This window comes from Natrinema salifodinae (assembly GCF_900110455.1).
In the GTDB taxonomy this organism is placed as follows: Archaea; Halobacteriota; Halobacteria; order Halobacteriales; family Natrialbaceae; genus Natrinema; species Natrinema salifodinae.
The window spans coordinates 695,746-717,375 of sequence record NZ_FOIS01000001.1 but is presented as its reverse complement, the minus strand read 5'-3'; the positions used below and the strand labels follow the sequence as shown (position 1 = coordinate 717,375).

16 protein-coding genes are annotated in these 21,630 nt (G+C 64.3%); 4 read left to right on the top strand and 12 right to left on the bottom strand.

All coding sequences use genetic code 11. The features are described from left to right. Positions 1-10: 10 nt before the first annotated feature. From BMY29_RS03360 to BMY29_RS03350, 3 genes are all read right to left on the bottom strand, one after another. Complete coding sequence (locus BMY29_RS03360; protein ID WP_173424875.1) at positions 11-2,341, bottom strand: glycoside hydrolase family 3 N-terminal domain-containing protein; 2,331 nt, start codon at positions 2,339-2,341, stop codon at positions 11-13. Positions 2,342-3,026: 685 nt separating this feature from the next. Then, a complete protein-coding gene (gene xacF, locus BMY29_RS03355; RefSeq protein WP_049989222.1) occupies positions 3,027-4,466 on the bottom strand; it encodes a 2,5-dioxovalerate dehydrogenase in 1,440 nt (479 codons plus the stop codon). A 178-nt stretch (positions 4,467-4,644) separates the two neighbouring features. After that, the gene (locus BMY29_RS03350) at positions 4,645-5,820 is read right to left on the bottom strand and encodes a mandelate racemase family protein (RefSeq protein ID WP_049989221.1); all 1,176 of its coding nucleotides are present in this window, start codon (positions 5,818-5,820) and stop codon (positions 4,645-4,647) included. A 132-nt stretch (positions 5,821-5,952) separates the two neighbouring features. Here BMY29_RS03350 and BMY29_RS03345 point away from each other — a divergent pair, with 132 nt between their 5' ends. Continuing rightward, complete coding sequence (locus tag BMY29_RS03345) at positions 5,953-6,816, top strand: fumarylacetoacetate hydrolase family protein (RefSeq protein WP_049989220.1); 864 nt, start codon at positions 5,953-5,955, stop codon at positions 6,814-6,816. A 283-nt stretch (positions 6,817-7,099) separates the two neighbouring features. After that, positions 7,100-8,488, top strand: a complete 1,389-nt coding sequence (locus BMY29_RS03335) for a GntP family permease (protein WP_173424874.1) — start codon at positions 7,100-7,102, stop codon at positions 8,486-8,488. 112 nt (positions 8,489-8,600) lie between these two features. On the opposite strand, the gene BMY29_RS03330 is transcribed toward BMY29_RS03335, so the two are convergent. The 7 genes from BMY29_RS03330 to BMY29_RS03300 form a co-directional block, all read right to left on the bottom strand. After that, entirely contained in the window at positions 8,601-9,770 is a 1,170-nt protein-coding gene (locus tag BMY29_RS03330; RefSeq protein WP_074854620.1) for an ABC transporter ATP-binding protein, read from the bottom strand. 6 nt (positions 9,771-9,776) lie between these two features. Further along, complete coding sequence (locus BMY29_RS03325) at positions 9,777-10,919, bottom strand: ABC transporter ATP-binding protein (RefSeq protein WP_074854619.1); 1,143 nt, start codon at positions 10,917-10,919, stop codon at positions 9,777-9,779. Positions 10,920-10,922: 3 nt separating this feature from the next. Then, the gene (locus tag BMY29_RS03320; RefSeq protein ID WP_049992208.1) at positions 10,923-11,855 is read right to left on the bottom strand and encodes a carbohydrate ABC transporter permease; all 933 of its coding nucleotides are present in this window, start codon (positions 11,853-11,855) and stop codon (positions 10,923-10,925) included. Between the two features lies 1 nt (position 11,856). Further along, positions 11,857-12,810: a carbohydrate ABC transporter permease gene (locus tag BMY29_RS03315; protein ID WP_049992209.1), complete on the bottom strand. Its 954-nt coding sequence runs from the start codon at positions 12,808-12,810 to the stop codon at positions 11,857-11,859. Positions 12,811-12,907: 97 nt separating this feature from the next. After that, positions 12,908-14,182: an ABC transporter substrate-binding protein gene (locus BMY29_RS03310; protein WP_049992210.1), complete on the bottom strand. Its 1,275-nt coding sequence runs from the start codon at positions 14,180-14,182 to the stop codon at positions 12,908-12,910. 497 nt (positions 14,183-14,679) lie between these two features. Further along, positions 14,680-15,909: a mandelate racemase/muconate lactonizing enzyme family protein gene (locus BMY29_RS03305; RefSeq protein WP_049992211.1), complete on the bottom strand. Its 1,230-nt coding sequence runs from the start codon at positions 15,907-15,909 to the stop codon at positions 14,680-14,682. Positions 15,910-16,011: 102 nt separating this feature from the next. Then, a complete protein-coding gene (locus BMY29_RS03300) occupies positions 16,012-17,055 on the bottom strand; it encodes a zinc-dependent alcohol dehydrogenase (protein WP_049992212.1) in 1,044 nt (347 codons plus the stop codon). A 154-nt stretch (positions 17,056-17,209) separates the two neighbouring features. Here BMY29_RS03300 and BMY29_RS03295 point away from each other — a divergent pair, with 154 nt between their 5' ends. Further along, a complete protein-coding gene (locus BMY29_RS03295; protein WP_049992213.1) occupies positions 17,210-17,983 on the top strand; it encodes an SDR family NAD(P)-dependent oxidoreductase in 774 nt (257 codons plus the stop codon). 96 nt (positions 17,984-18,079) lie between these two features. Further along, positions 18,080-19,048: an MBL fold metallo-hydrolase gene (locus tag BMY29_RS03290; protein WP_049992214.1), complete on the top strand. Its 969-nt coding sequence runs from the start codon at positions 18,080-18,082 to the stop codon at positions 19,046-19,048. A gap of 70 nt (positions 19,049-19,118) precedes the next feature. Here BMY29_RS03290 and BMY29_RS03285 read toward each other — a convergent pair whose 3' ends face one another. Together BMY29_RS03285 and BMY29_RS03280 are read right to left on the bottom strand one after the other, a co-directional pair. Beyond that, positions 19,119-19,883, bottom strand: a complete 765-nt coding sequence (locus BMY29_RS03285) for an IclR family transcriptional regulator (RefSeq protein ID WP_049992215.1) — start codon at positions 19,881-19,883, stop codon at positions 19,119-19,121. A gap of 1,559 nt (positions 19,884-21,442) precedes the next feature. Further along, complete coding sequence (locus tag BMY29_RS03280; protein ID WP_049992216.1) at positions 21,443-21,622, bottom strand: hypothetical protein; 180 nt, start codon at positions 21,620-21,622, stop codon at positions 21,443-21,445. Positions 21,623-21,630: the final 8 nt, after the last annotated feature.

Here is a 21,630-nt window from a genome sequence, read left to right as displayed (position 1 = left end):
ATCGGAGTCGCTACTCGACGTCCGCGACGTCCGTCTCGGTGAAGTACGTTCGACCGGACCGCGGTACGTCGCTCGTCCCGGTCACCTCGAAGGATGCGGTCGCGACCACGTCGGCGGCCGAATGGCCGACGCGGAACTCGTAGGGCCCCTCCTCGACGATCAGGTCCAAGTCTCGGTCGCGGTAGGCGAGTTGCGAGGCGTCGACCTCGAACCTGACGCGCTTCGCCTGGCCCGCATCGAGAGAGACGCGTTCGAACCCGACGAGTTCCTGACCCGGGCGCGCCTGGCCGGGATTCTCGGCGCTCGCGTACAGTTGGACGACGTCGTCTCCAGCGGCGTCGCCGGTATTTTCGACGGTCACGTCCGCGACGATCGTGCCAGCGGGCGGGAGTTCGTCCGTCGACACCGAGAGGTCGCCGTACTCGAAGTCGGTGTACGAGAGACCGTGGCCGAAGGGGTAGAGCGGCTTGCTCTCCGTGTAGACGTACTCCTCGTTCGCGGTGTTCGGCTTCCGGTTGTAGTGGACGGGGAGTTGCCCGACGGTGCGCGGGATAGAGACGGGGAGGTGGCCGGCGGGATTGTGTTCGCCGAACAGGACGGCGGCGATGCCGTCGCCGCCGCGTTCGCCGGGGAGCCACGCCTGCACGACCGCCGGGACTTCCGCCGCGATCCACTCCATCGAGTGGGGCCTCCCGCTCACGACGACGACCGCGACCGGCGTCCCGGTCTCGTGAACGCGTTCGACGAGGTCGCGCTGGACGCCGGGGAGCCCGAGGTCGACTACGTCACACCCTTCGCCGCTGGTGGCGACGCTGGGCTTGTTGACCCGTTCTCTGTCCGAGTCCGAGAAGTCGACGGCGGAGCGCGCTCCGACGAATGCGAGGACGACGTCGGCGTTCGCGGCGGCGTCCGCGGCCGCATCGAAGTCGTCCGTGTCGGGGCCGGTCGTCGTACAGCCTCGCTCGTAGTGCACCTCGAACCCGTACTCGTCGCTCCGTTCGCGGACGGCGTCGAGCGGCGTCGTCGCGTCGAACTCGACCTCCGCTTCGGGGTAGTGGGCGGGATAGGCGTAGTCGCCCATGAGCTCCTGGGCGTCGTCGGCTTTCGGGCCGACGACCGCGACGGCGTCCGTCTCCTCGCCGACGAGGGGAAGCAGATCGCCGTCGTTTTGCAGGAGCGTCATCGATTCGCGGGCGGCACGCGCGGTGAGTTCCCTCGCCGCGTCGGTGCCGAACGGGTCCGTCGCGGCGTCGGGATCGACCGTCGGGTCGTCGAGCAGCCCCTTTCGGGCCTTCGCGCGGAGGACGCGACGAACGGCCTCGTCGATCGTCTCCTCGGCGAGTTCGCCGGCCTCGACGGCGGCTGCAAGGTGATCGCCGTAGCAGTCCGTACAGGGGAGTTCGACGTCGATGCCGGCTTCGACGGCCGTGACGCCCGCCTCCCGTTCGTCGGCGGCGATCCCGTGTTCGCTCCGGAGGTATTCGACGCTGTAGTAGTCGGAGACCACCGTCCCGTCGAATCCCCACTCGCCGCGGAGCACGTCGGTCAGCAGCCACTCGTCGCTGGCACACGGGATGCCGTCGACGTCGTGATAGGCGTTCATGACCGACTCGGCGTCCGCCGTGCGGACGGCCGCTTCGAAGGGGAACATGTGGGTTTCGCGGAGTTCGCGCCGTCCGAGGGAGACCGAACTCCGGTTCTTCCCGCCCTCCCCAGCCGCGTGGCCGACGAAGTGCTTGAGCGTCGCGGCGACGCCGTCACCGTCCCCCTGAAGTCCGTCGACGTAGCTACACGCCATCGCCGCGACCAGGTAGGGGTCCTCGCCGAACGTCTCCTCGACGCGCCCCCACCGGAGATCGCGGGCGACGTCGAGGACCGGAGACAGCGCGTGTGCGGTCCCGATGGCTTCTAACTGGTCGCGGATAGTGTCGGTGACCGCTTCGAGAAGGTCGGGCGACCACGTGCTCGCCATCCCGATCATTTGCGGAAACGTCGTCCCCTCCGGGCCCATGTACCCGCTGAGACACTCCTCGTGGGGGATTGCAGGGATACCGAGTCGCGTCTCTGTCTGGAGATACGCCTGGAGTTCGTTCGTCCGTTGGGCCGCCTCGGACGGCGGTAAGCCCCCCTCACCGCCGATGCGAGTCACGTGGCCGATACCGTCCGAGAGGTGCTCGGTGACGGCGTCCTCGTCGAGTTCTCCGGTATCGTCTAGAAGTTTGTCGGCGTTTACGGACCCGAGTTGTGCCACCTTCTCGTCGAGCGTCATCTCTCGGAGACGGTCCTCTATGCGCTGCTCGGCCGGCGTCCTGCTGACGCCGCTGTCTGGGCTCGTCTGCATCACCCGTACGCTCACAACCCAGATCCTTAATAATTCGGACCGGTGTCCGATTTGTCACGTCTTTGCTGGCTCTAGAAGCACGAAGCGTTCTTTCCGAGGGTTCCGCCTCCCGATCGTCGGCGACCCGTCTTTCGTATCGATTCGGATTCACCTATCCGAAACTCAAATCCCATATAGGCGAATGGCAATCATCTGGAAAATTCGAGTAAGAAACGGCCTCGAAGCACGGACAACCGATCTTAGAGTAATGTTGTTCGCGCCTCACCTATCCATAATTGGTAAACAGAAGTGATAGCGATCGCGTCCCCGTGACGGATTGATCTGTGCAGTCAGACACTGGATTCGACCCACGGTACCCCGACAATACGTCGAATGAGGTGTTTCGACGCCACCGATGGATTACAACCATACGTCCGTAATTTGTTTTCCGGCGTATGTGGGACCATCCTAACACACGTTCGCTATTAGATAACAAACCACCCCTCTTCGGGAACGACTGGCAACGCTGCGACGACTATCTCTGCCCCATTCCGTGGTTCTATACAGTGTTCCGCCCGCTCGGTTCAGGGTGGCCGGGTGCACCCGTTGACCCGTCGCCAGGCGCTCGACCAGCGATCGCAGTCGGGACACAGCCGCCGAAAAATAGCGTCGGTTCCGAACTCGTCTCGAGCGGGTTGGCGGTTCGTCAGTAGTTGTCGTAGACCGTCTTGCTGATCGTGTAGAAGTCGAGTCCGGCGTCGCCCTGTTCGCGGTAGGTCTCGCTCGAGGAGTCTTTCATCCCGCCGAAGGGGACGTGCAGTTCGAGGCCGGTCGTCTTCTCGTTGATCTTTACGACGCCGGCTTCGATCTCCTCGACGAAGCGGTTGGCCTCGGTGTGGTCGTCCGTGACGACGCCGGCCGAGAGCCCGAAGTCGACGTCGTTGGCGACGCGGACGCCCTCGTCGAAATCGCTGACGGGGATGACCGCGAGCACCGGGCCGAAGACCTCCTCCTGGGCGAGGGTCATCTCGGAGTCGACGTCCGAGAAGACGGCGGGTTCGACGAAGTATCCCTCGCGATCGAGCGTCGACCCGCCGTACTCGAGGGTTGCCCCCTCGTCTTCGGCGATTTCGACGTACTCCAGCGTGCTCTCGAGTTCGGACTCGCTGACGTGGGGACCCATGTCCGGATCGTCGATTCCATGGTCGGGTTCGATGGCCGCGGCCCGATCGACGACGGCGTCGACGAACTCGTCGTAGACCTCCTCGTGGACGATCGCCCGGGAGCAGGCGGTACACGCCTGGCCGGTGACGCCGAAGGCGCCGTCGGCGACGATGTCGGCCGCTTCCTCGGCGTCCGCGCTGGCACCGACGAGCGTCGGGTTCTTCCCGCCCATCTCGAGCTGGACGCGCTTGCCGTCCTCGGTCGCGGTGTCGTAGACGGTGTTGCCGACCGCGGTGCTGCCGGTAAAGGAGACGGCGTCGACATCCTCGTGGCCCGCGATGGTGGCGCCGACTTCGCTCCCGGGGCCGGTGACGACGTTGAGCACGCCGTCGGGAAGGCCGGCTTCTGCGAGCGCGTCGGCGATCTCGTGGACGACGCCAGGCGCGAGCGAGGCAGGCTTGATGACGACCGCGTTGCCGGCGGCCAGGGCGGGCGCGATCTTCCAGGCCGGAATGGCGATGGGGTAGTTCCACGGCGTGATCAGGCCTGCGACGCCGAGGGGCTCAGTTTTCGTGTAGAGGTTCGTGTCGCGGGCGCTCGAACTCTTGACCGTGCCGCCGAGGTCGCTGGCCTTCGAGCCGTAGTAGTGGAAGATGTCGATAGCCCGCTGTACCTCGCCGCCGGCTTCGCTCCGGGTCTTGCCCTCCTCGCGGACGAGCAGTTCGGTCAGGTCGTCCTTGCGCCGGTCGAGCAGGGAGCCGGTCTTCGTGAGGACGCGACCGCGCTCGGGACCGGGCGTCGCGGCCCACTCGTCGCTGGCCTCGGCGGCCGCTTCGATGGCCCGTTCGGTGTCCGCGGCGTCGGACTGGGGATAGGTCGCGATGACCTCCTCGGGATTCGCGGGGTCGGTCGTCTCGAAGGTCTCTCCGGTTTGCGATTCGGTCCACTCGCCGCCGATGAAGTTCAGCCGCTGGTCGGACATACAGTGTATCAGTCATCCCGTTCGCCCATAATTCTTCCCGTTCCGAAATGTTCGGCGAAGAACCGGTCGGCGGATCGAACGGTCGCCGTCGCCTGGCTCGTCCGGCCCGCTCCCGGGTCGATGAACCCGTCGACGGGCCGCGAAGCCCCGCCCGACGGTCGGCGATCGCGCTGCGCTGTTATTCGTAGACGTGAACGCTGCCAGTCGTGTTGGCTTCGATGTAGTCCCAGTCGTACTCGACGCCCAGACCGGGGCCGTCGGGGACCGGGACGGTTCCGTCCTCGCCGACGGCGCTCATCATGTCGGAGTAGCCGTCCCGGTAGACGGGCGGTTGAGTGTTCTGGCACTTCGGATGGACGAGCGCCATCTCGTAGTAGTTAGAGTTTCGACACGCCGCGATACAGTGTCGCTGTGCGGGACCAGGCGCGTGGAACTCCACGTCGAGGCCGAAGGCCTCGGCCATCCGCGCCACCTTGATCGCTCCCGTGATGCCGGCGTCGTACTCGGGATCGGCGCGCAGGAAGTCCGTGGCGTCGTTGGCGGCGAAGTCGGACTTGCTCTCCAGGCCGCGGACGTGTTCGGTCTGGAGGATCGGCGTGTCGAGTTTCCGGGCGAGCTTCCGGTGGGCGTGTTGGGAGATCCCGCCGTCGCGGAACGGATCCTCGTACCAGAAGAACCCCTCCTCGTCCAGCGCGCGGCCGAGTTCGAGGGCGTCGGCGAACGTCTCGAGTTCGCAGGCCGGGTCGTGCATCAGGTCCATCTCGTCCCCGACCCGCTCGCCGACGGCGCGGACGGCCTCGATCTCTCGCGTCAAGTCGCGGGCGTCGTCGCCGCCGCCCCAGCCGTGGATCTTGAACCCGCCGAACCCGCGGTCGCGACACTCCTCGGCGAAGTCGGCGAACGCCTCCGGCGAGTCGAGGCCGCCGGCGTCGTCCCCGTGGTAGGTAGAGGCGTAGGCGGGGATGCGCTCGCGGTACGTCCCCAGTAGTTCGTGAATCGGCGCGTCGTAGTACTTGCCGGCGAAGTCCCACAGCGCGATGTCGATTGGGCCGATCCCCATCCGGTCGTACTTTCGGAGGGCGCGCTTGATCTCCGACCAGTGTTTCTCGCGTTTCAGCGGGTCCGTTCCGATCAGGTACTTCGCGATGATGTTGTACTGGGCCGCAGCCGGGGAGTTCCCGCCGACGTACTCGCCGGTGATTCCCTCGTCCGTGTGGATTTCGATGCCGAACAGCTTTCGAGAGGTCGTCTCGCCTGGCTCGTAGACCAGGTTGAACCCGTGCTCGTCGGTCCCGATGTCCTCCAGCGGGTACTCGAATTCGCGACTCTCTATCCGCGTGATCGTCGGTGCCATGTCGCCGTGTTTCCCGGTCTGGTTAATAAATCTGTGTCCCGCGACGGCTCGTCTCCGCCAGGCCGTCCGTGCGCTTCCCCGCAATTGTCCGCAATGGTGAACTTTATCATGGATAGGGCATTCAATCCTCTCATGCGCTACTATCGCCGTTTCAGCGGCGGTGAGTATCGGCTGCTCGCCGTCGAAGACGAGACTGCGTACGATCTCACGGCCGTCAAGCCGCGGCTCGACAGTTTCGGCGACCTCGCAGCCGCTGCGAGTATCTCCGACGAGGGCGTCGATCGGCTCGCGTCCGAGCTAACCGACACCGCGCCCGTCGTCGACGTCGACCCGGCGGCCGTGAGCCGACCGGTGGTGCCCGAGGAAGTGTGGGCCGCGGGCGTCACCTACGAGATCAGCGAGGAGGCGCGCGAGGCCGAGAGCGGCATGCCCAAGATGTATCTGCACGCGTACGAGGCCGAGCGACCGGAGATTTTCTTCAAGGCGACGCCCAGCCGCACCGTCGGCCCCGGCGAGGCGATCGGGATCCGCGCGGACTCGACGTGGGACGTCCCGGAGCCGGAACTCGGGATCGTCCTCTACGACGGCTCCATCGTCGGCTACACGATCGGCAACGACGTGAGCAGCCGCGAGATCGAGGGCGAGAACCCGCTCTACCTGCCCCAGGCGAAGATGTACGAGCGGTGTTGTTCGATCGGCCCCGCGATCGTATCCGCTGACTCCGTCGACGACCCCCACGAATTGACGATGACGATGGAGATCAGCCGTAACGGCGAGGTCCGCTACGAGGGCGAAACCTCCACCGGGAACATGGCTCGGACTTGCGAGGAATTGGTCGAGTTCTGGCGCGACCACAATACCGTTCCCGAACTCGGTCTCCTGCTGACCGGTACGTCGCTGGTCCCGGACGACGGGTTTACGCTTCGGCCGGACGACGAAGTTCGCATCGAGATCGACGAGATCGGCGAACTCTCGAATCCGGTCATCGAAGTCTAATCGGGATCCACGTCTCGGGGATGGGATCGTCCCCGCGGAGCGATGCGAACGAGATTCTCTCCCCCGATTGGGAGTCGGAGTCGGAGTCGAGACCGGGAGTAGGACCGGCGACTCCGGGCGGTTCGGTCGGATCGGCGCTGTCGAACCACTGTCGGAGCCGCTTTTCGCCGTCGCCCATACGCGATACGCTTCAAATTCACTCCGCTACGAGTTACTCTTTCATCGAAGACGTCTGCAATCATTAAAAACGATAAAATATAATGATCATATATGTATGGGTGTGATGTTCAATAACACTGTATTGCAGTTAGGGGGCCAGGCGCCCCTCGTGTCGCTGGTCGCTGGCATCGTGGCGATTATTCTACTGCTGGTCGTCCTCGACTTGCCAGCGTTCGTGTCGCTCGTTATCGCAGGGTTCACGGTCGGGATCGTCGCTCCGGAGGTCGCCTTCGCCGACGTCCCGAGCGAGTTCGCGTCGGCGTTCGGTGACAACATGGTCGGAATCGGGATCCCCATCCTGATGGCTGCGATCATCGGCAAGGCGATGGTCGAAAGCGGCGCCGCGAATCGGATCGTGCGCGCGTTTACGAGCGTGTTCGGCGACGAGAACACGGAGCTGTCGCTGTTCAGCAGCAGCTTCCTGATGTCGATTCCCGTGTTCTTCGACAACGTGTTCTACCTGCTCGCGCCGCTCGCGCGGTCCGCGCGGTCGCGCATCGGAAAGAACTACACCCTGTACATCGTCGCGGTCGGCGCCGCCGGCGTCGTCACCCACGGGTTCGTGCCGCCGACGCCCGGTCCGCTGCTCGCCGTCGAGGAGTTCGACGCGAACCTCGGAAGCACGATCATGATCGGCGTGCTCGTCGGCGTCCCGACCGCGCTCGTGTCGGGGCTTGGGTACGGGTACTGGATCAACCGCCGACTCGAAATTCCGCTTCGCGATTCGATGGGCACGACGGTCGAGGAACTCGAGGCGCAGAACCAGGTGCCGACGAGCGAACTCCCGGGTGTCTTCGAGTCGTTGCTCCCGATCCTCCTCGCCGTCCTCCTCGTCACCGCGGACACGACCGCGCAGACGATCCTCGGGGAAGACGCGGCGGTCGGAGCCGTCACCGGCTTCTTCGGCGATCCGAACCTCGCGCTCACGGCGGCCGCGCTGGCTGCGGCGCTTACGTACTTCCGCATGAGCGACCTCAACAGCGATGCGTTCTCCGACGAACTCACGGACGCGCTCAAGAGCGGCGGGAACATCGCCGCCATCACCGCCGCGGGCGGCGCGTTCGGCGCGATGTTGCAGGCGGCCGGCGCCGGCACGTACATCGCTGACAACCTCGAAGGGGTCGGCCTCGGGCTGCTCGTGACGGCGTGGGTGATCGCCGCCGGCGTCCGCGTCGTCCAGGGGTCGGCGACCGTCGCGATCGTCACTACCGCGGGGATCATGGCTCCGCTGGCGAGCGGCCTCGACGTCAACGTCGCCTACCTCGTCATGTCCATCGGCGCGGGCGCGTCGTTCTGCTCGTGGTACAACGACAGCGGCTTCTGGATCGTCAAGGAGATCGGCGGCCTCACGCAGGCCGAGACGCTCAAGACGTGGACCGTTGTGACGACCCTCATCGGGATCACGGGTCTAATCAGTACGCTCGTCTTCTCGGCGATCCTCCCGTTCGCCTGAGTGGCTGGCGGTCCCACCGCTTTTGAGAATTAGTCACGCCCCGGTTACACTTCTTTCGAGGAACCGCCGATAGAGAACAGTGCGTCCGCTAGAGGGATAGAACAGCGTCCGCTTACGGAAGCGTCCCTTCGGCCGCCCCCGTAAAGGACAGCCGTCGGTTCTTCACCGCCGCTCCGGTCTCGGCGTCGAAGAGGTGAATCGCTTCCTCCGGAAACTCGACGCCGATCCGGTCGTCGTCGCTGACCCTCGGAATCCCCTCGGTCGTCGCGATGAACGACTCGCCGCCGTCCGCGTCGTCGAACCGGAGGTGGACGATGTTCTCGTTGCCCATCGGCTCCACGACCGTCACCTCGGCCGCGAAGCAGCGCTCGCCCGTCGCCTGGCCGCGGAGCGTGATGTCCTCCGGACGGATCCCGAAGACCAGGCCGCTGCCGTCCTCGAGGCCGGTTTCGGCCGGCAGGTCAAGGTCCGCGGAGAGCGGGTACTCGAAGGCGTCGGTCGCGATCGCGTCCCCCTCGAATCGGCCGTCGAAGAAGTTCATCGAGGGTTCGCCGATGAATCCCGCGACGAACAGGTTGTTCGGCTCGTGGTAGCACTCCAACGGCGTGCCGACCTGCTGGAGCGTTCCCTGATCCAACACGGCGATCCGATCGCCCATCGTCATCGCTTCGGTCTGGTCGTGGGTGACGTAGACGGTCGTCACGCCCAGTTGCTCCTGGAGATGTTGCAGCTCCGTTCGCATCTCCGCGCGGAGCTTCGCGTCCAGGTTCGACAGCGGCTCGTCCATCAGAAAGACGTCGGGATCGCGGACGATCGCCCGACCCAGCGCGACCCGCTGTTGCTGGCCGCCCGAGAGTTCGCCTGGTTTGCGGTCGAGCAGGTCGTCGATGCCCATGAGGGTCGCGACCTCCGAGACGGTCTCGACGATCTCGCCGTCGGAGCGGTCCGTCGACTCCTCGAGCCCGAAGGACATGTTCTCGCGGACGGTCTTGTGCGGGTACAGCGCGTACGACTGAAAGACCATCGCGATATCCCGCTCCTGGACGGACACGTCGTTGATGGTCCGGTCGCCGAGCCTGATCTCGCCGTCGGTCACCGTTTCGAGGCCGGCGATCATCCGCAGCGTCGTCGACTTCCCACAGCCGGAGGGGCCGACCAACACGAGGAAGTCCCCGTCGGGGATGTCGACCGAGACGTCGTCGACCGCAACGACGCCCGCGTCACTATCACCGTCGCTCTCCCGATACACCTTGGTTACGTCGTCGAGTTCTAAGCGCGCCATATGCGATTACACCGTCGTGAGTTTGCGTTCGGTTTCGAGCCGTCGGTTGCACAACGCGTCGCCGGTCGCGCCGTCGAAGACGTGGACCGCGTCGGGGACGATGGAGACCACGACCGAGTCGGACTGGTCGACGACGTGCATCCCGTCGGTCACCGCCCGTAGGGCGTCGTGGTCCGTCTCCTCGTCGGCCGTAAGCGACACCACGTTCTGGTCGCCGTGCGTCTCGGTGACCGTCACCCGCATCCGGAACTCGTGAGGCCCGAGCGCCGACCCGGCAGCCTCGGCCCGCCGCACGTCGACGGCCTCGGGGCGGACCCCGAGCACGAGTTCGTCGGCGTCGCCGACGGCGTCGGCGAGCCGCTCGTCGAACGGGTACTCGAGGTAGTCGCCGACGAAGGCGCCGTCGTCGTTGCGCCCCCGGAGGAAGTTCATCATCGGCTCGCCGATGAACCCCGCGACGAATCGGTTGGCCGGCTCGTGGTAGAGTTCCAGCGGTTCGCCGACCTGCTGCAGGTGCCCGTCGTTCAACACGACGATCCGGTCGCCCATCGTCATCGCCTCCGTCTGGTTGTGCGTGACGTAGACGGTCGTCACGCCGAGGTCCGACTGGAGCTGCTGGAGCTCGGTCCGCATCTGGGACCGAAGCTTCGCGTCCAAGTTGGCCAGCGGTTCGTCCATCAGGAAGACCTCCGGATCGCGGACGATCGCCCGACCCAGCGCGACCCGCTGTTGCTGGCCGCCCGAGAGTTCGCCTGGCTTGCGGTCGAGCAGGTCGTCGATTCCGAGGTCGGCGGCGACCGCCGCGACGCGATCGTCCATCTCCGCGGCGGTGTACTCGGCCTCCTCTTCGAGCCCGAACCGGATGTTCTCCCGAACGGTCATGTGCGGGTACAGCGCGTAGTCCTGGAAGACCATCGCGATGTCCCGGTTCTGGGGCACGCGGTAGTTCATGTGGGCGCCGTCGATGTAGAGGTTGCCTTCGGACGGCGTCTCGAGGCCGGCGACCATCCGCAGCGTCGTCGACTTCCCGCACCCGGAGGGGCCGACCAGAACGAGGAACTCGCCGTCCTCGATGTCGAGAGTTACGTCCTCGACGGCGACCGTGTCTCCGAATCGTTTCGTCAGATGATCGAGTTGAATGCGTCCCATCAGTTATCCACTCTCCGTGCGCAGTCCTTTCGCGAACTGTTCTGCAAACGCGACGTAGAGGATGATCGTCGGCAGCGCCGCGAGGAACGCCGCGGACATTCGGATCCCGAAGTCGATCCCCTCGGTCGAAGCGCCGATCGCCGGGAGGATCAGCGTCACCGGCGCCGCCGAGTGACCGGCGCCCGGAATGAGGGTGAACGAGAACAGGAACTCGTTGTAGATCTGGGTGAACTGGTAGATGAACACGACGCCGAACATCGGCAGCGACAGCGGCAGGACGATACGCCGGTAGATCTTCGTGATGCTCGCGCCGTCGATCTTGGCCGCCTCCACCAGCGAGTTGGGCATGCCCTTGTAGTACGATCGAAAGAGGACCGTACAGATCGGAATCCCGTACGCGACGTGCGTGATGATCAGCGGTACCAGCCGCGAGTGCTCGCCCTGCAACAGCGGGACGGCCGCGAACAGCGGCTCCAGCATCCGTGCCAACGGGAAGATATTGTTCCAAAACTGTGCCAGCGGTACCAGCACGGCCTGGTAGGGGACGAAGACACCGACCAGGAACAACGACAGCACCGCCAGCTGACCGCGCCAAGAGACCATCGTGAGCCCGTAGGCGGCCATGCTCGCGAGCAGAACGTTGAGGATCGTCGCCGGGACCGCCATGAGCAGCGAGTTTACGAACGCGCGCGTGAGCTGATTGAACGCGTACTCGAGGTTCGCCAGCGTGAACCCGTCCCCGACGGGCGGTGCGAACGGCAGCGACCGCGCGACGGCCGAATTCGTCTTCAGGGCCGTCATGATACCCGTCTCGAGCGGCACGAGGAAGAAACCCAGGAAGAGCACGACCAGCGCGTACTGCCCGACTCGCCTGTAATTGAAGTCCTCGACGAGCGATTCGACGTCGATTGGTGATCTGGAGGTTGACTGTGACATGTTAGAGGCTCCCCTGACGGTGTTGGTACGCGAGGTACGGCGCGATGACGCTCAGCGCGAGCAATAGCAACATCGTCGCGATCGCGGCCCCGTAGGCCCACTTTCCGAACTTGAACGCCTGGCGAACCATCAGCGTGGCCAGAATGTCGGTCCCGTTGGGCGGCCGGTACTGGCCGACCAGCGAGTAGAGGAAGGTAAAGGCCTTGAGCGCGAATACCATCAGGACGACGGCCGCGCTGACCGACGACTCCTTGAGTTGTGGCACGATGATCCGGAGGTAGGTCCGGATCGTGCTCGCGCCGTCGACGTTCGCCGCTTCGAACTGGTCAGCGGGGATCGACTGGAGGCCCGCGAGGTAGACGACCATCGCGTACCCGCTGAACTGCCAGACGAGCGCGAAGATGACCGCCGGCAGGGCGAGCCGCGGGTTGCCGAGCCAGTCGATCGGTTCGAAGCCGAGCGTCGTCACGATGACCGTCAGGACGCCGCTTTCGGGATTGAACATCCACAGCCAGAGCTGGGCCGTGACGACGAACGAGAGGGCCATCGGAAGGAGATAGATCGTCTGGATCTTGTCCTTGTATCGGATCCCGTGATCGAGCAAGATCGCGAGGAACAGCCCCAGCGCCAGCGAGATCGTCGTGAAGGCGATGAGCAGGACGAAGTTGTTGAATGCAGCCTCGCGGAACGCCTCGCTCGCGAGCGCTTCCCGGTACATCTCGAGGTCGAAGCTGGAGAACGTCGGTTGACCGATTCCCGCGTAATCGGTAAACGAGATCGCGATATTGTAGCCGATTCCTCCGTAGACGGCGATTCCCATCAGTATGAAGGGAATCCCCCAGTACGGTGACGACCGGACGAAGTCGCTGTTCAGGAAGTACCTGAGCTTCGTCTTCCAGTCTACCACCTCCTCCGTCGGTACTGCCGTCGGTTCTGTCTTGTCGCGCGTTGCCATCGGGCTAGCCATTACTTCCGACCGTAATAAAAATTGAGTTATGATAGCGCGGTATCCGGTCGGGGTCCGGGTGGAGACGGAAGTCGAGTATGGCCCATCACTGGGAAACGGCATCGAGCAGTCCGTCAGCCGCCGCTTCGGCGTCATACGGACCCATGAAGTGGTTCCCGATGGCGCTCTTGCAGTCGTTCATGGCCTCGGGTTCGACGGCGAGCCCGTGGGCGATCGTCGGGGGATACGCTTCGGAGTCGGTCAGGTCCTCGTAGGTCATCGCCAGAAAGTCCGTCAGTTCGCCGGGGTCGATATCAGTTCGGAGCGGAACCGAGCCTTTGAGATTGTTGAACTCGATCTGCGCCGTCTTCGTGCCGACGAACTTCTGCCAGGTGATCGTCTGCTCCCGACTCGGGTTGCTTCCGGGTGCGACGAACGCGTCGATGTGGTAGAAGTAGATCCCCTCGGTGCCGGGGAAGGGGGCCCAGTTCCACTCTTCGCCGTAGTTGAAGCTGTCGTCGCCGCGGAACATTCCGTAGAGCCAGTTGCCGCCGTGGATACACGCGGCGTCGCTCGGCTCGTCCGCGTCGCCGATGATCTTCTGGGCGGCTGTCGTGTACCCGATCGAGGACGCGTCGGCGTTGATGTAGTTTTCCTGAATTTCTCGGAGCGTTTCGAGCGCGTCGATTATCGCGTCCCTGTCGCCGTTGCCCTCGATGAAGTCCATGTACGCGTCGACGCCGCTCTGACTCGTGAGGATCTGGGCCCACGTCTGCAGGCCGAGAAACGGCGCGCGCATCCCGTGTGCGAAGGGCGTGTAATCGGTCTCTCGATCGATTGTGTCGAGCGCGTCGAGGAAGTCCGACACGCTATCGAGGCTCTCGGCGTCGACGCCGGCCTCCTCGAACGCGGTCGTGTTATAAAAGAGGTTGTTCATCCGGTGGGACCCGAGCGGGACCGCCGGCATCTTATCGTTGAACGTACAGTAATCGATCGCTCGATCCTGTATGCTCTCCTTGTACCCTTCCGCCTCCCAGACGTCCTCTTCGAGGTCCATCAGGCCGCCCCGGTATCGCTCGAGGTTGTTCCCCGGCCAGTTCGCGAAGGAACTCATGGGATTGGAGTTGGTCAATCGCTGGAGAATCTTCGTGTTCAGTTCGACGTTCCCGTCGCCACCGACGGGCTGGAAGTTCGACTCGACGTCGGAATGTTCCTCCTCGAAGGCAGTGGTGAGCGCGTCGACGGCGTCCGCCCCGTCACCCCCGGTCCAGCCGTGCAACACCTCGAGTTCGCCGGAGTCGCTTCCCCCATCCCCGACACAGCCGGCCAGGCCGAGCGCGGCGCTCGCCGCGACGCCACCGAGATACGTCCGTCTCCCCATACCATTGTCAGCCGTGTTATTGTTAACCATACTAATTGGAAAACAAGCGTATATAATTATAAAACTACCGGTACAAGTCAGCTACACGTTGTCGATGCTGGCGCCGAACGCATCGCTTGGAGCCGTGGTCCGGCTCGCGATTCCCTCCGGGCGCAGGCGATACCGCTACCGAATAGAAAGGTGGGACGGATGCTCTCGAAGGCGGTACGTCCGTCGCGGGTACGGCAGTCCGTCACCGGAACCGGTGACCGACCGGATCCCGTCGCGATCCGTTCACGCGTCGGAACGCGTCGCGTCTCGCGCCGCGTCGATCGACACAGCGGTCCGATCCGCGAGCCCGATGAAGCGATACTTCATCGAACGACCCGGAGCGGCACTCCGCGAATTCGACTTCGCTCACGCTTCGTCAAACGACGCAAATCGGGGATTTGCGGGCTCGATATCAGCTTACGCCTCATCGAACAACCCAGATCGAAGCTCCGTGAGTTCGACGTCGCTCACGCTTCGTCGAACAACGTCTCACCGTCAGCCAAGTGCTCCTCGACGGCGTCGAGGTCGAGCGTCACGCCGAGCCCCGGCTTCTCCGGTACTTCGGCGTACCCCTCGTGAATGATGTCCTCCTCGATCAGGTCCGACCACCAGCCGAGTTCGTAGGAGTGGTACTCGACGGCCAGGGAGTTGGGGATCGCCGCGCCGACGTGAATGCTGGCCATCGTGCCGATCGGCGAGGACACGTTGTGCATCGCGACCGGTACGTAGTACAGGTCGGCGAGGTCCGCGACCTTCCGGGTCTGGCGCATGCCGCCGACGCGGGGAACGTCCGGCGCGACGATGTCGACGGCCTGCTCCTCGAGCAGCCGGCGGTTGCCGTGATCGCGGTAGACGTTCTCGCCGACGGTGATCGGCGTCGAGGTCCGCTTGGTGACCTCCGCCTGGACGTCGTGGTTCTCCGGCGGGATCGGGTCTTCGAGCCACCAGACGTCGTACTCTTCGAGCCGTTCGGCTAAGCGGTGTGCGCTGCCGGCGCTGAACGACCAGTGGCAGTCGAAGGCGACGTCGGCGCGGTCGCCGACGCGCTCGGTAACTTTCTCGACGATTTCGGCCTTGTGCTCGATTTCGGGGTTCCGGAGATGGCGGTTCGCGCGGTCTTTCTCGTGACCCGAAGGGACGTCGAGATCGAACTTCAAGGCGTCGTAGCCCAGGTCCCCGACGACGCGTTCTGCCTCGTCGGCGCAGGCGTCGGGGTCGGCCTCCTCCTCGGTGTGGCAGTCGCAGTAGATCCGCATCTCGTCGCGGTACTTGCCGCCCAGTAGCTGGTAGGCCGGGACCTCCAGGATCTTGCCCGCGACGTCGTGGAGCGCGAGTTCGATCCCGGAGATCGCGGAGATCGCCTTCCCTGAGATCGAGCCCTCGCCCGAGAGCTTCTGGACCAGGTGCTCGTAGAGCCGGTCGATGTCCAGCGGGTTCTCGCCCTCGATGAAGGGGGCCATCCGCTCGATGATCTCCTGTTCGCCGGCGCCCCAGTAGGATTCGCCGTTGCCGACGATCCCGGCATCGGTGTAGACGCGGACGAGGGTCCACGGGTAGTTGCCGTCGACGATCGTCGTCTGGACGTCGGTGATCTTCACGTCGCGCGGCCCGCGGGAGTTGGAAACCCCCATCGTCTCCGCGGAGAGGTCGCGCATCGTATACTCTGCGTTCGGGTCGGACAGCTGTCTGTAGTCCATCGACGTTCGTGAATTACGACAGTCACTACTAAAACTTCTGTCTGACGCGTGACCTGTTCCGATCCGATTGCCGTGAAGCCGATCGGACTCGCGGTAGGCGCGTCAGTTCCGCAGCACCGAGATGTCGAAGACGGGTTTACAGGTGCCGCCATCGAGGAACGTCTCGAACGCGTCGTCGGCCTCGAGCAGGCTGAACCGGTCGTCGAGAAAGGTCGCGTGGTCGACGTCGCCGGAGGCGATCAGCCGCAGCGAGCGCTCGAAGTCCTCGTACATCGAGGCGTAGGAACACTGCAGGTCGATCTCCGAGCGCACGAGCGGAGAGTAGGGCATCGTGGTCTCGCCGGTCTGGCCGACGAGGACAATTTGCCCACCCTTCCGGACCTCGTCGACCGCCATCGTCAGACCCGAGGGGTGGCCGGTCGTGTCGAAGACCACGTCGTAGCCGATGCCGTCGGTCAGTTCGTCGCGCCTGGCGTCGAGGTCGTCGTCCGCGACGTTTATCGTCTCGAAGCCGAGGTCCTCGGCGAGCGGGAGCCGGTAGTCGGCGTCTCGTCCGACGCCGGCGACGACGACCTCGCCGCCCTGGGACCGCGCGATCTGAGCCGTGAGCTGACCGATGGGGCCGGGGCCGGCGACCATGACGTGGTCGCCGGGGCTCACGCGGGAGTTCTGGATGACCGCCCGCGCGCCGATGCTCGTCGGTTCGACGAGCGCGGCGTGTTTGGGGTCGACGTCGTCGGGGACGGGATGGAGTGCCGTCTCGGGAACGGCGATGTGCCCTGCGTACGCGCCGTCGTGGTCGACGCCCGTGATCACGGCGTTCTGGCAGACGTTCTCCTGGCCGATCTCGCACTGGTAGCAGTCGCCACAGCCCCGGATCGGCCGTTCGACGACGCGGTCGCCGACAGAGAACTTCGTGACGTCGTCGCCGGTCTCGACGACCCGGCCGGTGTACTCGTGGCCGATGACGGTCGGCAGCTCCATCCGCTCGAACGCCGATTCGAACTCGTAGATCCCCGCGTCGCTTCCGCACAGGCCCGCGTAGTCGACTTCGATCAGCGCCTCGTCGGGTCCGGGCTCGGGCCGCTCGCGGTCGACGAGTTCCATGGCTCCGTGGCTACGACTGGTCTTGGCAAGTCCGCGCATGGTTCCGCATCGATCGCCGGTAGTTATAATTCTGTGGGGTTTCACGACGACCCGATCCGCCGGTCGATGGCGACGGATCGCCGCTCGCGCCTGCGACCGCCCGGCACCGCGACGGAGGGAAACCATAATAGGGATAGACGAGTTCGGTCACCGCATGGTCGATTACCGACATAGCCCGGTGACCGTCGACGGCAAACGCGCCGTCGTCATCGGCGGGACCAGCGGCATCGGACAGGCGATCGCTCTCGGCTTCGCGGAAGAGGGCGCCGACGTCGTCGCGACGAGTCGCGACGAGACGAAAGTCGAGGAGACCGCGGCGGCGATCGAAGACCGGGGTGTCGACACGGCACGCGTCACCTGCGACGTCACCGAGCACGATTCGCTCGATCGGGTTCGTGAAACGGCCGTCGACGAACTTGGCGGGATCGACATCGTCGTCGCCTCCCAGGGGGCCATCTCCCGGGCGACCGTCGAGGGCATTTCGGAGGAGGACTGGGACTTCGTCACCGACGTCGCCCTCGACGGCGTCCGCCGGGTCACCCAGGCGTTCGCACCGGCGATCGAGGAGGGCGGATCGATCATCAACATCTCCTCGCTGTCGGCCAGGCTCTCGATGGCGAACCTGCCGGCCTATTCTGCGGCCAAGGGCGGCGTCGAGGCATTCACGCGTGCGTCTGCGAAGGAACTGGCCCCGGAGATCAGGGTCAACGCGATCGCGCCCGGGTTCGTCATCACGCCCCAGAACGCGGACACGTACGCCGAGGGAACCGAGAAGCGCCAGCGCATCGACGAGCGGACCCCGCTGAGTCGGGTCGCCGAGCGCGAGGAGATCGTCGGCGCGGCGATCTACCTCGCCAGCGACGCGGCGTCGTTCGTCACCGGCGAGGTCCTCACGGTCGACGGCGGGTTCGCGGACAGCGCGTTCTGATCGGCTACCCGGTTCCGCCGGCCGGTCACCGCTCGACGGCCGACACCCCGCTCGAACGAACGCTTTTGTAGCTCCGACGAAAATTCGATCGAACGAATGCGAGCGATAGAGACTGACACGATAGCGCCCGGAATCTACCGAGTCGAGACCGTCATCGACGAGAAGCTCCACGGCTATCACGTCCTCGAGGGCGCCGACGGCCCCATCATCGTCGATCCCGGCGTCGTCGACGCACCGACGACCGTCTACCGTCCGTTCCTCGAAGCACAGGGATGGTCGCTCGAAGACGTCTCGCTGGCCGTGATCACGCACGCCGACGCCGACCACCACGGCGGCAACCGCGAACTCCGCGAGCACGCACCTGGTGTCACGTTCGCGGCTCACGACGCAGACGCCCCTTTGATGGAGAGCGTCGACCGAATCATGCGCGAGCGCTACGGCATGTTCGAGGCCGACCACGACATCGGCTACGACGCGGCCACCCGCGAGTGGCTGGACGGCATGCTGGGCCCCGACGAACGGATCGATCTCCGCCTCCGCGGCGGGGAGCGCCTGGCGCTCGCCGACCGGGACCTCCGGGTCCTGCACACGCCCGGACACACGCGTGGTCACCTCGCGCTCTACGACCCCGAATACGACGTCGTACTCGGCGGCGACGCGATCTTCGGCCGCGGCGTGTTCACCGTCGACGGCGACTCCATCCAGCCGCCGCCGTACTACCGCTACCCCGAGTACCGGGACACGATCGAACTGCTTCGAACCCTCTCGCCGGAAATCCTCTCGCTGACCCACTACGAGGTCTTCGAGGGCGACGACGTCACGGCGTTCGTCGACGAGTCGCTGGCGTTCGCGTCGGAACTCGACGCGCTCGCGCTCGACCTGGTCGACGACCGCGGGACGATCACGCTCCAAGAGGCCATCGACGCCGTCGTCGACCGGCGCGGCAGCTACGGGCTCGACGTCGATCTCGCGTACCCGCTGTCGGGTCACCTCGACGCCCACGTCGATCGCGGCACCCTCGAACGGACGACCGCGGCCGACGTCGTCGCCTGGCGTCGAGCGTGAGACGTTCGTTCGTCTTCGATGAACAGTAGTTTGTGCGACGGCGTAGCGTGGGTTTGATCCGATCGGGCTCTCAGGAGTACGTGAGATTTAGTTCGATGACGTTCGCCGCGCTCTTCAGCAGTTCGGGCAGTTCGCTCTCGAACCGCTCTCCCTTCATGCGGCTCGTCGGGCCGGCGACGCTGAGCGCCCCGATCGGCCGGTCGTCGAGATCGAGAACCGGCACGGCGACGCAGCAGAGGCCGCCGATGCGCTCCTCGCGGTCGAACGCGACGCCGCGTTCGCGGATCCGATCGAGTTCGGCCTTGAGTTCGTCGCGATCGGTGATCGTGTGCGGCGTATCGGCCGACAGCCCGTTCTCGTCGAGGATCTCGTCGACACGCTCTTCGGGCAGATACGCGAGGATCGCCTTTCCGAGCCCCGTGTTGTGTAACGAGACGCGGTGGCCCGTACTCGCCGCGACGTTGACGGCCTGGTCGCCCCGGACGCGGCAGACGTAGACGCCCTGGCCGTGTTCCTCGACGAGCAGATTGACGAGTTCGCCGGTCTCCTCGCCGATCGACTCCATTTCGGGACGGGCCGTCTCGTAGAGGTCGTCGCGCTCTCGCACGTACCGTCCGAGGTCGAGAAAGCGGAGCCCGAGGGTGTACTGCCCGTCCTCCTTGACGACGTACTCTTCCTGCTCGAGCGTGCTGAGGTAGTTGTAGACGCTACTCTTCGGGAGATCGAGTTCGGTCGACAGTTCGGTGACGCCGGCCCCGTCTAACCGGCGCAGCGTTTGGAGAATCCTGAACGTGGTCACGACCGATTTGACGGGATTGTTCGCCTGTTTGCCCATACCATGCCTAGTCAGCGTTTCCTATAAATACCTATGTGTTCAATAATTACGAATATGGTAGTCAGTATGTGGATCAATGGTTCAGCAGGCCGATCGATGAGACGAGGCCGGCAACCAGCAAATACGTGTGATTAGTTACCGAAACCATCGCCATCGTATACGATAGTGTTTATCAATAATGAATATTCGTTCTCCATAGGGGCATCGAGTGAACCCACGCCATTCGGTTTCACGGCGCGAGAGCGCGACGGACGGTCGAGCGGAGACCGTCCCGTTAGGCGGAGTTGAGACCCGGCAATAGCCGCAAAACTCGGGTCGAGAGCCGATTTGCTGATCGAGAGGCCGCGGAAAATTTCCCGTTCCTCATTTCGTTCATAATTAGGAAACGGGCGTTTTAGAAAACTGTGAATGCCACAGTCGCGCCCGCTCACCGAAGCGATTCGGCGAACCAATGCGGCGCTGGCTATCGAGCACGACTCCAACGCATCACTTACTGGGAATTACAATCGTATGGCCGTAAATCCGAAGGCTGGAAAACTGATTGGAGGCGCGTTCACGAGTCGCTCCGTCGAAGAAACCACAACCGGCAACTAAGTATCGTCTCTCATATATTGTCACAAATAAAAAATTAGTCCGTCACTGGTGTCGAACGCTCCTTTTTCTACAGTAACGCCGATACGCTATCCGGGGTAGATGGTGAAGGTAACGTATCACGTGTGCTCGGAGCAGATACCACACTCCACGTTCGAATCACCCTGACCGGCCACCTCGTATTTTAACATGGCCGATATGCATCATTTATTCGATCTTCAAGCTTCGCCAACATTTTTATCGGCTGCGCGGTCGCGCCGACGATACCAGGTGACGCCCCGATGGCTGTTCGATCGACCGGGAGCGGCGATCGACACCTGACGTTGGTTCGGCTCGCGGATCGTCGTTCGAACGCGGTCGGTCGGCGAGACGCGAGAACGATATCACCGCTTCGGGGGCGACCGCCGACGTTGATCGTTCGACCTCATTCTAACAAGTACCAGGAATGAGAGTAGTATTCTAATATGATAGATACTCGATCTACTAACGGTCGCTGCCGCTGGATCCGGAGCCGAACTGATGGGCGCGGTCACGGCTACCGATCGAATTTCAACCGCGCCGCAGGAGACACCGTTCGCGGCCGGTAGCGGCGGCAGCCGATCTCAGCGGCCAGTCGATGGATACCGTGATAGAACAGCTGTAACGGACTTATTCGGTACAACACACCGTATTTTTGCTCTCGAAATGAAACGCGAGCTAGGGAGGGACCGATCGGCGGTCAACCACGCGAAGACAGACCGTGTCGGTCGGCCCCGATCCAGAAAGACGACCGATAGTTTTGTCGCCTCTAACACAACTATACAATACTGTTTGGTATATGATACTCGTTAGGCGCCAGTTGCAGCGAGCCGTGGAACACGGCTACTGACCGCCCCCAATGCTAGTCGGCACTGGTCTTCCGACGAAATCGGATGGGGTCGGTTGCGGTACCGTCCCGCCGCTCCCGCTCGCGGATCGACTCGGTTCGGCTACAGGACGAAGCTTCCGACCATCGCGACGATAAAGAGGGCAGCGACGGCCGCGAGCGTCTCGAACCGGTACTTCGAGCCACCCTCGGTGTCCGGCGTGCCGAAAACGACGCCTACGAGTCCGCCGACGGCCACGATCAGGATCGCGACGGCGTAGATCGAGTACAGCGCGTCTGCCATGTCTTCTC

What these genes read in the sequence shown, in the direction of transcription:
- BMY29_RS03360 (WP_173424875.1), bottom strand. Translation starts at nt 2,341, where the DNA reads ATGCAGACGAGCCCAGACAGCGGCGTCAGCAGGACGCCGGCCGAGCAG.
- xacF (WP_049989222.1), bottom strand. Translation starts at nt 4,466, where the DNA reads ATGTCCGACCAGCGGCTGAACTTCATCGGCGGCGAGTGGACCGAATCG.
- BMY29_RS03350 (WP_049989221.1), bottom strand. Translation starts at nt 5,820, where the DNA reads ATGGCACCGACGATCACGCGGATAGAGAGTCGCGAATTCGAGTACCCG.
- BMY29_RS03345 (WP_049989220.1), top strand. Translation starts at nt 5,953, where the DNA reads ATGCGCTACTATCGCCGTTTCAGCGGCGGTGAGTATCGGCTGCTCGCC.
- BMY29_RS03335 (WP_173424874.1), top strand. Translation starts at nt 7,100, where the DNA reads ATGTTCAATAACACTGTATTGCAGTTAGGGGGCCAGGCGCCCCTCGTG.
- BMY29_RS03330 (WP_074854620.1), bottom strand. Translation starts at nt 9,770, where the DNA reads ATGGCGCGCTTAGAACTCGACGACGTAACCAAGGTGTATCGGGAGAGC.
- BMY29_RS03325 (WP_074854619.1), bottom strand. Translation starts at nt 10,919, where the DNA reads ATGGGACGCATTCAACTCGATCATCTGACGAAACGATTCGGAGACACG.
- BMY29_RS03320 (WP_049992208.1), bottom strand. Translation starts at nt 11,855, where the DNA reads ATGTCACAGTCAACCTCCAGATCACCAATCGACGTCGAATCGCTCGTC.
- BMY29_RS03315 (WP_049992209.1), bottom strand. Translation starts at nt 12,810, where the DNA reads ATGGCAACGCGCGACAAGACAGAACCGACGGCAGTACCGACGGAGGAG.
- BMY29_RS03310 (WP_049992210.1), bottom strand. Translation starts at nt 14,182, where the DNA reads ATGGGGAGACGGACGTATCTCGGTGGCGTCGCGGCGAGCGCCGCGCTC.
- BMY29_RS03305 (WP_049992211.1), bottom strand. Translation starts at nt 15,909, where the DNA reads ATGGACTACAGACAGCTGTCCGACCCGAACGCAGAGTATACGATGCGC.
- BMY29_RS03300 (WP_049992212.1), bottom strand. Translation starts at nt 17,055, where the DNA reads ATGCGCGGACTTGCCAAGACCAGTCGTAGCCACGGAGCCATGGAACTC.
- BMY29_RS03295 (WP_049992213.1), top strand. Translation starts at nt 17,210, where the DNA reads ATGGTCGATTACCGACATAGCCCGGTGACCGTCGACGGCAAACGCGCC.
- BMY29_RS03290 (WP_049992214.1), top strand. Translation starts at nt 18,080, where the DNA reads ATGCGAGCGATAGAGACTGACACGATAGCGCCCGGAATCTACCGAGTC.
- BMY29_RS03285 (WP_049992215.1), bottom strand. Translation starts at nt 19,883, where the DNA reads ATGGGCAAACAGGCGAACAATCCCGTCAAATCGGTCGTGACCACGTTC.
- BMY29_RS03280 (WP_049992216.1), bottom strand. Translation starts at nt 21,622, where the DNA reads ATGGCAGACGCGCTGTACTCGATCTACGCCGTCGCGATCCTGATCGTG.